Here is a 12,456-nt window from a genome sequence, read left to right as displayed (position 1 = left end):
AATTTGCATGATGCGCTAAGTTTTGTACGCAACATAACTTATTTTATCATTTTTGTCTAGAGCATTACAAGGACTTTTTTCGTAATTTTCCACAATTTATCTCGACGAACATATAGTTATCATGCCAACAAAGGCCTCATTTTAAGTTTGTTCTTCATCTAATTCCACTTCTATTCCCACCTTGCGCATCAAAAATAAAGCGTTTGATGTTTTCACTGGCCCATCCTTGAGTTGATAGTCGAAATGCATTTCATTGTCGACCACTTTGTCTGTGAAATGAAAGTTGTGAATTTTGGGAAATTCATCCGCAAGGGAAGCAAGAAACAAATCATGGGTTGCAACAACGCCCAATGCTTCTTTGTGAAATAGATGCTTAATGATACCCATTGAGGCAATGGTACGTTCACGAGAATTGGTACCCGAAAGCATTTCATCGACTAGAAACAATAGTGTCTTATCTGTCGATAGCCCGTCGATCACTTGCTTTAGCTTGTGCAACTCGGCATAAAAGTACGAAAACCCTTTTTGCAAGTCATCACGGGCACGCATGCTGGTGCGTAGGTGAAACTCACCAACAGTGAATTCTTCGGCACACACGCAACTACCGGTGTTTGCTAAAACTACGTTAAGTCCCACTGAACGCAACATAGTACTTTTCCCAGACATATTTGAACCAGTGACGATCGCAATTTGTCGATCGTCTCCTAAATGAAAATCGTTTGTTTTTCTTTGAGAACTCGCGATGCAAGGATGTCCTAGTTTTGTGGCGCGCAATATTTTTTGTTCGTCAAATTGTGGAAAAGGATAGTCGGGATTTATGTAGGAAAAAGCAGCCAAAGAGTTTAGCGCTTGCATTTGTGAAAGGCTTCGTAACCAACGATGTATACTTTGCGAGGTTTCCCCACACCACTTTTGTAAGCGAAGTAGAAGACGAATGTCCCATAATAAAATGATATTCATTGCTGAGTACAACATTCCATGACGGTTGTCAAAAGCCATCGCTATTTGCGCGAGTTCTTTTAACTTTTGCGCTGGTTGCTCACCTCCGGCTTGCATCTCCTCGCGCAAACGTTGCAATTCTTTGCAAGAAAACTCCGGTGTGTCAATTATTTTAAAAATATTGTGATACGCCAGAATCCCGCCCCCGACTTGATCAATTTTTTCATATACTTCATTTACTTTTATTTTGATGGATCTAAGTACTAGCCACGAAATAACCAGAGGTAAAATCAACGGTAAGTTGAACGTCCAACCCGAAGCAAAACTAATCATGAATCCTACAAAACTGAATAGGGGTAATACCCACATCAATATAGTACTTCCCTTGAGTTCAAACTGTGGATTTCCCTCTTTAATCCACCAAATAAAAGAGGCCACTTTGTCATCTTTGGCTTGAAGTAACATCTCCTCCTTGGCAATATCATGACGAAATCGCAACAACGGAGCCAATTCTTTAACAGCTTCTTGTCGCAATTTAAGCTCAGAGACATCACTGGGGTTTAATAGCCAATGCGCCAACTGCCGTTGTCCATCTTTGGTGTAGCAGCTATTTATGAGCTGAAAAATGCTACCTTGGCCGAATATATCCAGATCATCGCAGTAGTCGTGCTGCGGATCGGTAAAATCACTGCCATCTAGAGGTAGATCTGTCCAACTGTCTTGCAATTTTTTCTGACCGTGGTCGTTGTATACCAATAATTTGTCAAGAGCAGAAATTTGATTTTTAACCTTCTCGTGCTTTGTGGCAAAAACAACAAAACTAATGAGAAAAAATAACGAAGAAAAAAAAGCGGTAAACAAAATTGGGTAGTGTACGCTTTCGGCACGAGACAAAACAATTGCCCAAACAAGAAGGGCAGAAAAAGCTAAGAAGGTAAATGCACGTATCTTAACCATCTTATTCGCGACTTTGTGCAAACTACTGAGTTGTTCTTCGTACTCTTGTTGTAATTTCTTATATTCCTGTAATACCGCATCAGAAGACATGTTTTATTCCTTTTTTAGATATTCTTCTATGTATTTGGTGCCCTGCGGGCAGAGTTGTAATTTTGAATGCATTTGATTGAAATTGTTCCATTGGTACGCACAGAGTAAAACAAATGGAAACAAATTCAGACGTGTTACGCCTCTCCCTGCGGGAGAGGCATGAGACTTGTTGCTTTCAGCGCAGCTGAAATCTACAAGGCGATGGTGAGGGCACCAACCTGGAAGCGTATATCTAACTGTCGTTTGTTAGACGGGTGGACACAAGATCCGCCCCTACATTTCCACCACGCTTTCGTTAATTACTTTGTAAAGAGACCGTAGAATTTTCGCGGCTTTTTTCGACCACTAAGCGTGCGGGTAAATAATTGTTCAACACTCCGAGGTGACTGATGATACCAATTGTTCTTCCTGTTCCTTGCAAATTGTTGAGTGCCTTGATGACCATATCTAGATGGTCTTCATCTAGTGTTCCAAAACCCTCGTCCAAGAAAAGGCTTTCTAGAGTACAATTGCTTCCCATATTGTAACCTAATTGGTAGATTCTTTCCGCTAGGGCCAATGCCAATGACAGCGAAGCGATAAATGTTTCTCCACCACTGAGTGTCTTTACCATGCGAACTTGGTCCATATGCCAATGATCGATGACATAGAACTCGCGCTTCTCTACAGAAAAGGAATAGCGACCTGAAGATAAAATATCCAATTGGATCGTTGCGTCTTCAGCTAGCGTTTGTAGTGCCTCTTCTAGTACGTATGTTTGGAATTTATTGGCGCGTAAATCTAGAGCCAGTTGCTTGGTAATGACTTCACGAACGCGAAGCTCTTCTTGTCGTTCGCTCAGTTTCGTTGTTTCTTTTAAATTTTTACGCAGTAACTTCAATTCGCTCTCCAGGTGTCCACGAAGATGGTTTTTTTCATTGACCACTTCTTTTAGTTCTTCCAGCTTTTGTAGATTGGTATCTATTTCATCGTGGTTTACCTTACGACCTGCCAGTTGTTCCTCGCAGTAATTGATTTGCGCTTCAATTTCACGAAATTCTAAATAAAATTCCTGTATCTCATTCTCCCAATTATCGAGTATCTCTTCCGGAACTTTCATTTTATTAATATCCGCAATCGAAGACAGTTGCATTTTGTGTAAATACTCTTCGACTTCTTTATAAAGCGCTGCACATTGCTTTTCGCATTCATTTACTTCGTTTTGTAAACGCGTGCCCTCTTCCACGGTTGATTGCAATGTATGTTCTATGCGAATTAAATTTTCTCGCGCTTGCTGGTAGCCATAACGAATTTCGTTTTCTTGTTGTTCTAAAACTTCAATGAGGCGATGAGGATTTTCTCCTGCGGTTACGCGATTTATTTTTTGTTGCATGACAGATATTTGTTCTTTTAGTTCTATCAATTCCTGTTTTTTTTCTGCCAAATCGTTTTCAATTTCCTCAAGTGTAGACTGAAGTTTACCTTCTTCTAATTTTTTACGACTAATTTCGTTGCGAAAGCCATCCAGCTTTTCTAATAGTAATTGTTGCTGTTCGTACGCCTCTTTGTACTTGTCCACACCTTTTTTTAAAGACGCTTCGACATTTTGTCCGCGAATTTTCAATTCGCTACGCAAACTTTCGCGACGTTCTTGCCATGCATCATGGCTTTCTTTGATTTCATTCTCTAATTCCGAAAAAGCCTTTTCCGTATCCTTTAATTGCTGCTCTGCGGTGTTTTTATCCAAAGATACTTGCATATGCTGGATATTTAGTTTTTTTAATTCAACTTCTTTCTCTTCGATTTTCGCAATGCTGTCTGCGATTTTTTTCTTCGGCGGTAATTTTTTATCACTGAGCTGTTTTTGGAGTTTTTGCAGACTTTTTTCCAATGTTTTAATCTTCTGCGCACGTTCGTCTTCGCGTTTTTTTATGGTGTCGTAAATAGCTTGTTGCTCGCGAATGTTACCACTTTTTTCGATCACTTGCTCTGCCAGTGTATCTTTTTGCGCGTCAACTTCTTTCATATAGTTGTACAATTTCTCGATATTCTCCGCAATGGTGTCGCTGTCTTCTATTTGCAGAGACTTCGTCAATTTTTTTTCGTGGGTGCGCAGCTCTTTGACTTTGTTTTTTTTCTCGTTCTTGAGTTCTTCAAGTTGTTTACTTAATTGCTCTTGCTCTTGCATTAGAAAATTTTTCGCCGCCTCACTTTCGGCGATTTTTTTGTCATCTCCAGAAATTTTTTTGCGCAACGCTTCAATTTTTTCTTCGAGTTCTTTGGGTGCGCTGCTATTTTTTTCTGTGGATTTCTCCTGCGGTACTGCCGTAACTGTCTGCATACACACCGGACAGTCTTCCCCACTATGCAAATGCTCACGCAGGATTTGCGACATGTTGTTGCGACGAATTTCCTCGTAAGAGTTTTCATCCTTTTCGAGCTCGGCACATAACTTTTCACGAGACTTGTTTATTTTACTCAGTTCGCTAGTCACTTTTTTGCACTTTTTCTTGTTGTTTTTCAACGACGTTTCGAGAGTCGTGCATTGTTTGTGATTTTCATCCATAACGATACGCAACTCAACGAGTGACTTATGTATCGGAACCAATTCTTCATATAAATTTGTTGTGAGTTCTAATTGTTGTTTTTTTGCCTGTAGCTCTTTCTGCAATTTTCCACGTTCATCTTGCAATTTTGCCAACTGTTTATCGATTGCCTGGCATTGTTTTTTTTCTTCTGCCAAACGCAAAACTTCTGCTTCTTTTTCTCCACACTGTAAATCGTAATTGCGCTCTAGTTCTTCTTGTTTTTCTATTTGCAACAACATTTCTCGTAACTGCTCTTTGCTTCCCAAATTTTTGATTTGTTGTTCAACAGCCTGTAAGTTGTCGGTGCATTTCGTGTATTCACTCATAAAGTGCTGCAAACTTTTTTGACGCTCTTTCAAAAGTTTTACAGTGGCCACATGTTTTTTTTGTTTATCGCGATAGTTTTGTTGTGCCGCTTCAAGAACTTGAATGTACCCTTGATTTTCCCAATATTTATTCCACTTTTTTACACTTTTTTCACATTCGCGTAATTGATTGCTGCACTCCGTTATTTCCTCAGAAATTTTCTCAATTTCACCAGAGGTAGCCTTTATGTTTTTCAGTGTTTCTTTATGACGTTCTTCAACCTTTTCGTATTCGCTATTCTCGCGTTCATACGCTTTTTTTTCTAGAGTTAGCTGATCATTTACGCTAAGTATTTTTTGCACTTCACTCAGTCGTTCTTCGATCTCTTCTATTTTTTCGTACTGCTCTTTTTTGATCTCAACCTGCTCTTTTTGATTTTCCAACTCTTGTTGAAGACTATGCATCCTCTCTTCATTTTGTTGTTGCCCTTGGAGTAGTTTTTTTAACTTGTCATTTTCAACATTCAATTGCTCGAGTTTGGGTAAAAAAGGAAGGATTCTACGCGCCTTTTTCATTTTGTTCTCAAGAGCTTGTATCTGTTCTAAGCGCGGTAAATATTTTTTATGTTTACTTTGTAGATGTGCACGATTTTCCCATAGTTCGAGAAGCTCTTTCTGTTCATTGCACAATTCATTGAGTTTTTGCTGTTTAATGATGAGATTGTCCAGTTCTTCATCCAACTGATCGTATTCATCTACCATTTTTTGTAACTTCTCAGGTGTAGCCCCCGCAAACTCGTTATTTAACCGTACGTCGATGAACTCAATTTCTTTTTTCACCGCATCATAATTCTTCGAGGCTTTTTGCTGCATTCTTCCCAGAATGCCCAAATTGAGAAGATGAGTGAGAATATCTTGACGGCTCTTGGCGTCCATAAGAAATCGTGCAAATTCACCTTGGGGGAGAATAATGCAGCGGATGAATGAGTCGTAGTCTAAACCGACAATGTCACAAACATTTTTATTGACCTGACGTACTCCAGAGGCACACTCTTCCCATTCCCCGTTCCATTTGTCGAGAATGGCTTGTGTACTTTTTTTATGTTGTACTTTGCGTGCGACTTTATATTTCTCTGTACCGGACTTGAATTCCAGGAGAACATGCATTGCTTCAGCGTCATACGAAATTAGGGAACTTACGTCATTGGTAACACGTGGCACTTTACCATAAAGTGCAAAAATAATAGCGTCTATAATGGAACTTTTTCCAGAGCCGGTAGGGCCTGTTATGGCAAACAACTCTAAACTCGAAAAATCAACAACGACAGGTTCCCTATAACAGGTAAATCCCTGTATAGATAATTTTAAGATTTTCACGGAAAGCTCTTCTAGTAAACTTTTCTTCTTCTTGAGGAGGGGATTTTTAAGAATTCTCTATACTTAGTTACTGTACGGCGCGCTATATCTAATCCTGCTTCTTTCAGCTTTTTCGATATATCGACATCGGAAAGAGGTTTACGTTTATCTTCTTCGTCAATGATCTGCTGTATACGTTGCTGTACACTTACGCGAGATTCATTTTCTCCATCATTTTTGTTGATGGATCCGGTGAAGAAAAACTTTAGGGGAAATATTCCACGAGGAGTTTGAATATATTTATGAGAAATTGTACGACTAATCGTCGAAATACAAACATCTAGTTTGTCTGCTAAATCTTTCATTTTCAAAGGACGTAGATGTGAAAGACCATATTCTAGGAAATCGTGCTGGTGTTGGATGATTTCTTCCACTACAGATCGCAAAGTTTGTTGACGTTGGCGTATGGCATCGATAATCCAGTTGGCGGATTCCATTTTTTTCTTTATAAACTCTTTGGCTTGTGAATTTTTTTCACGCAAAAGTTTTCGATAGGTATTGTTGATGCGTAATTGTGGTATGTATTTTTCTTCCAGATGTATGATGTACTCATCGCCTTCTTTAGTTACAATCACATCTGGTATAATAAAATGAGCACTTTCCGAAGAAATATTTCCACCTGGCTTGGGATTCAATTTTTGTAAAGATGCTATCGCTGCCTTTATGTCCTCTAGTGAGCGACCGGTTTCTTTGACAATTTTAGGATACTTATTGTTGTATATGTCTTCTAAGTGATTTTCAATCAATATTTTTTTAAATTGATAATCTTTGTCTTCCTCTTCTAATTGCAAAAGAAGACATTCTTTCATATTACGCGCTCCCACTCCTGTGGGTTCTAATTTTTGAACATACGCCAAAGCGATTTGTGCTTCTTCAACGCTTACTTCGTCCTCCATGGATTGGGTAATTTCTTCCAAGGAGTAACGTAAATATCCATTGCCATCTATGTTATAAATGATGTTTTTACATACATTTAAAATATGCTCTGATAGTTCAAAAAAGTACAACTGTTCGTAAAGATGGTCTTGTAATGAACTTTGTGGAGAGGCAGTATTCTTTAATGCTTCTAACTTTTTATCTTTTTCTTCAAATCTTTTTGGGATTTGGTTTTCGGCAAAGTACTCACGAAAGTCTTCTGATTCAAGATTTTCAAAATTGTTTAAAAAATCCTCGTCGATTTGTTCTACTTTTTCTTCGCGTTCAGGAGCTTCATTTTGATTTTCCACCTCTGAGAAATTTTCTTTTTGCTCTAAAACTGGATTTTCTTGCAGCTGTTCTTGAACAAAACTATGCAAATCTAAAACGGGCAACGCCAACACTTCGATCGATTGAATAATGTGCGGCGCCATAATTTGTTCATTTTTGAGTTTAGTTTGTATTTGAAAACCCAAGTGCATAGCATTCCCCCTTTATTTAAAGTCCTGCCGACCAGACAAAGCATCGCTTAGCATCGCCTGATTGGCGAACTCTATACTTCCCCCAGTTGGAATTCCCCGCGCAATTTTTGAAATCTTAACTGGAAAACTCTCCAGTTGTTCGCGTATATATAGTGCCGTGGCATCTCCTTCAATATTCGGGTTTGTCGCTAAGATAATCTCTTTGACCTCTTCATTTTTAGAGCGTTCAATAAGTTCTTTAATCGTAGTTGTTTCGAGATGCTGATTTTCCAGGGGAGCAAGTCTTCCCATTAGTACATGATAAAGACCTTGGTATGTTGCTGTTTTTTCCAACGAAATAAGGTCTTTTGTCTGTTCCACTACACAAATTGTACTATGATCTCGCCGTGGATTGCTACAAATATCGCACAATTCTTCATCGGCGATATTAAAACACATTTTGCAACGTTTGACGTTGTTTTTTACCTCAGCAATGGCATCTGCTAAATTCATTGCCTCGCCATGGGATACATTTAGAATATAAAAGCCCAGCCGCTCGGCTGTTTTGTTACCTATCCCAGGTAATTTACCAAATTCAGCGATTAAATTTTTCAAAGACCTTGTGTAAGCCATGGAAATACCTTCAGAAAGAATTTCTTAGAATAAGCCAAAATAAATTCTATTTACCCTCAAGCAAACGTTCGCCTAAATAGTTATCTAGGTGCTGATTTGCCAATATTTTTTGGCATGTCTTTTCCACATCATACTCAATGCGATGGAAAAAAAACATATCATCAATCACCTCTAAATAGCTAGCTCTTTTATCTTTGTCGCGTGGTTGACCTACAGAACCTACATTGATAATGGCTTTTTGGTTTTGAAAATGATATTTGTATCCCAAATCTTCGACATAACTAGTCTTTAGGTCTTCTGTAATCACACATGGAATATGCGTGTGTCCAATAAAAAGAATATTGTCAAAAGCAGCAAATACATTGTGGTATTTGTCCGTTCTAACAGTTTGCTTCGATCCAAAAATATAGTCGGATGTTGGATCGATGGGCGAAGCATGAACAAATAAATAATTGTTTTCCGTATATAGTAACGGTAAGTCCGACAAAAACTGCCAATATTCTTCTTTTTCTTCAGTGTTTTCGAGTGTTTTTCGAGTCCACTCTATGGAAGCTTTAGCTCGGTCATTGAATAAATAAGCGCCTTCAACAACGGCCTCTTCATGATTGCCTTTTACACATATATCTGCATTTTCGCGTACAATTTTTAAACATTCTTGGGGATCTGGTCCATAACCGACCACATCCCCAAGACATATGATTCTATTTATACGACGGCTTTTTATATGTTTTAGTACGGCGTCTAATGCTTCTAAATTACTATGTATGTCTGAAATAATAGCATAACGCACGTTGTTAACCTTTAAAAACTCTAACCACCTAGGCTCTTTAAAAATTTAGACTTGATAGTTCGTGAAACGAGTTCCCACAACAATTCTCGGTCAGAGCATCCGGAAAACATTCCCAGTGGAATTTGGAAGCCTCCTTTGTCGAGTCGTCCTCCACCATAGGGTTTGCCCGTTTCTTTGTCTACGCCAAGAACTGACTTTAAAAAACTATCAGGGTCCACAGTAGTACTTTGTGTTCGTAAAGAACCATGGATATACTTATCATCAACTATGCCAAATATAATTGCAGTGTCAATACCTTCGCGTCTTACTAGGTAATCGGCGGCTTGTGCAATACCATCGCGATCTGAGTCACGAACAAATCCTACACCTGAAAAAATGTAGTTGTCGCGAATCTCTTTACTCGCCAGCGCCTTTTGCAAAATATCCATTGTATTTGCCGTTATCGGCGAAGAAGCAATTACACGTAACATATCATTATCGGCGTATGTACACAAATAAGTTGCTGCTCGCCAGTCTATTTCACGTGCGAGTAGAAAGTTATCTGTGTCACTACGAATACCATGATGCAGTGCTGTAGATAGCTCGACATCTTCAGTGTTACCCATAGTCATAGATACAGATCCATACTTCAAGTATTCAGCATAAATAGAACTTGTCGCACCTGCATTTTCGCGAATGTCTGTAAAATATGCTTTTAGTTTCCCCATATTGCGATGATGGTCAACTACCGAAAATAGCGCAGCTCCTTCAGGCATTTTTTCTAATGCAGGAAAATCATTCGCTTGTGTATCTACAAGAGCGTAGCAGGTATAGTCTGAAAGATCCATTTCATCACTATAAGGAATCATAGCTACACCTAAAGTCTTAACCAGGGCGCGATTCTCAGCGTGGCTAACCGGGTCGAAATAAACAATGTTGACCTCTACCCCTAGGTTACTTCCGATAAATCTATGTGCCCAAGCAGATGCAATGCTATCAGGGTCAGGGTGACCTTTGATAAACACTAGCATTTTTTGTCCAGCGAATTTACGGAAAGCCTCTTCTAACTCATAAGCCTTCTTTTTGCGCAAACTGTGAATGTCGCGCTCTTTATGCTTTTTTGTTTCCTCTTCGCTGGTTATAACGGAAAGATCCGATGTATTTGATTCAGGCATATATTTTCATTTCTATAACAAACCTAAAAATACAGTTCTCAACATGACAAGTACAGTTGAGAAACATACAAAACCACCAAAATTTAAGGTGTAATTTTAGAAGTGTTTGATGGTCTGAAATTCGGTGTGAAAATTTTAAAACTACGGGTATTGCAGTCCGCTAAGTATACACCGAACATAATTTATTGTCAAGTAACTTTATGCAAAACGACTCTTGCCGTCAAAACGAAATTTTATATAACGAAAATCGACAAAATAATTTTCCTTCTCATAAGTCGTTCTAAAAGAAAGTCAAATTCCAGTAGCGAATGATACAAATAAAAATAATCGCACATGTCGATAACAAGATACTATAGATATACCAGCCTAAACTCCACAAACGTTTGTAGATTGCAATACCGACTAGAGTGAGTGCCATGAGAACCACGAAAACACATATGATGGGCCACGTGAGTAACACATAAGTCGTTATCAGAAATCCATAGTCCCAACCACTCCCTGAAACCTGAATGATTTCAACAATAAACAACACTAAAAACATCGCAAAGGTCAAGTTGGTCGTGTGAATGGCGAACTTTGCTGTTTTTGGAAAGCTTTTTTTACGCCACCATTCAATGATGAGTAAAGGTATGGATAATAAAAACAGAAAAAAAGCCCCCAACAAGAACAGAAGATGTAACCGTGGACTTTGATACCAAGCTATTTTTTGGTAGGCGACTTGTTCGATGGAAAAGTGTGTAACATTTTTCTGCGCATCTTTACGAAAAACAATCAGGTCGTTTTGATTGCGAAATACATCTGGTTCCTGCTCGTAAAATACTCCATGCTTACTCGACGAAATCCGACCGTCCTCTGCGGTAATCATCGCCGTACTTCCCGGATCAAGAAGCGCGCCTATTTTTTCCAAGGAATACTGAGGGTAACTTATCTTTTGATACAGTCCCGTATATACTTCCAGTTTCGATGTAGATTTTTTGCCGGTGAACTTATTTTGTGGATGTGGGAAAAACTCTTGCAAAAATTTTTCGAAAATTTCACGACGCATTTTGCCCACACGACGATTGAGAACAATAAACATTCCCACTTGGTACTCAGGTATGATGATCATCGCACTCGTAAAACCCAATTGCCCTCCGGTATGAGAAAAAGCACGCCGTGTTCCGTAGTGCAACCTATTGTCAGAGAACAATTCTTCTCCAAATCCATAGCCACGTCCCGCGAGCTGCGGGGCATATGAAAATTGTTTGTCCAACATTTGTTCTATTGTTTTCTGCTGGAGTAATTTGGAATTGCGTTTGTCAATAAACGCGATCATAAACTTTGCAAAGTCATCACTTGTCGTCACAAGCGCATCTGCAGGAGTCACATTGCTGAAGTCAACTGGCAGCGCTTGATATTTTCCTTGGGCATAGTTGTAGCCAATCGCGAACTCCTTCGTTAAGCGCTCGTGGAGAGGCTGGGCAAAACTACTATTATTCATCCCCAGTGGAGAAAACACATTGTCGGCCACATAATCGGCAAATTTTTGTTTACCAATATACTCCACAAGGTAACCAATGAGTGCATAACCATGGTTGGTGTACACAAAAAACTTTCCTGGGGGATAAATCTGTGGTGTCATGTATTTTGCCACAAATTCACGCAAAGGGATCACCTCTTCGACTTTTCGCACCGCATCGCCAATATCTGTCACATCAAAACCACTGGTGTGGGTCAAAAGATGCGCAAGCGTTACCTTGTCGGGATAGTTGGTATGTATGTTCACATCTAGATATTTGGCAATATCTGCGTGTATATCCACCTGGTTTTTTTCGACCAATTGCATCGCCGCTGCCGCGGTGACTAATTTTGACAACGAACCCACACGAAAACCCGTATTAGAAGTCGCAGGAATTTGCTTTACTACATCGGCATAGCCATAGCCTTTGCTTAAAATGACGTCTTTCCCATGCACAATGGCGATCACTCCACCCGGCACATTGTATTTTTTCATGCTGTCAGCAAATAAAGTATCAATAAATGCCTGGACTTTTTGTTTGTCAATATCCTGTGCGCATATAAAAACAATTAGTAACAAGGTGATTACAATCGTTTTGATTTTCATGATGGACTTCTTTCTATAATTGTGGATGTTTGCTAGTTTATGAATGAGAAACGTTTGTCTATCTGTATTTGAGCGAACGGGCGGACACTAGGTCCTCCCCTACACCGCACTTTGTTAAAGTTATT

General features: G+C 39.2%; 7 protein-coding genes. All 7 read right to left on the bottom strand.

Features of this window, described 5'->3' with window-relative positions:
* Positions 1 to 141: 141 nt before the first annotated feature.
* Positions 142 to 1,986, bottom strand: a complete 1,845-nt coding sequence (locus tag UABAM_RS20930) for a MutS-related protein (RefSeq protein WP_151969948.1) — start codon at positions 1,984 to 1,986, stop codon at positions 142 to 144.
* A gap of 295 nt (positions 1,987 to 2,281) precedes the next feature.
* Positions 2,282 to 6,235 (bottom strand): SbcC/MukB-like Walker B domain-containing protein, encoded by a 3,954-nt coding sequence (locus UABAM_RS20925; protein WP_151969947.1) that lies wholly within the window; start codon positions 6,233 to 6,235, stop codon positions 2,282 to 2,284.
* 11 nt (positions 6,236 to 6,246) lie between these two features.
* Positions 6,247 to 7,671: an RNA polymerase factor sigma-54 gene (gene rpoN / locus UABAM_RS20920; protein WP_151969946.1), complete on the bottom strand. Its 1,425-nt coding sequence runs from the start codon at positions 7,669 to 7,671 to the stop codon at positions 6,247 to 6,249.
* A gap of 12 nt (positions 7,672 to 7,683) precedes the next feature.
* On the bottom strand, positions 7,684 to 8,283 hold the full coding sequence (gene recR, locus UABAM_RS20915) for a recombination mediator RecR (RefSeq protein WP_151969945.1): 600 nt from the start codon (positions 8,281 to 8,283) through the stop codon (positions 7,684 to 7,686).
* Positions 8,284 to 8,329: 46 nt separating this feature from the next.
* On the bottom strand, positions 8,330 to 9,073 hold the full coding sequence (locus UABAM_RS20910; RefSeq protein ID WP_173013467.1) for a metallophosphoesterase family protein: 744 nt from the start codon (positions 9,071 to 9,073) through the stop codon (positions 8,330 to 8,332).
* A 20-nt stretch (positions 9,074 to 9,093) separates the two neighbouring features.
* A complete protein-coding gene (locus UABAM_RS20905; RefSeq protein WP_151969943.1) occupies positions 9,094 to 10,227 on the bottom strand; it encodes a DHH family phosphoesterase in 1,134 nt (377 codons plus the stop codon).
* 280 nt (positions 10,228 to 10,507) lie between these two features.
* Positions 10,508 to 12,331: a serine hydrolase domain-containing protein gene (locus UABAM_RS20900; RefSeq protein WP_151969942.1), complete on the bottom strand. Its 1,824-nt coding sequence runs from the start codon at positions 12,329 to 12,331 to the stop codon at positions 10,508 to 10,510.
* Between the last annotated feature and the right edge of the window lie 125 nt (positions 12,332 to 12,456).

The organism is Candidatus Uabimicrobium amorphum, assembly GCF_009002475.1.
GTDB classification, from domain to species: Bacteria; Planctomycetota; Uabimicrobiia; order Uabimicrobiales; family Uabimicrobiaceae; genus Uabimicrobium; species Uabimicrobium amorphum.
Note: the sequence above shows the minus strand (reverse complement) of the source record. Positions and strands in the feature narration are given on the sequence as shown.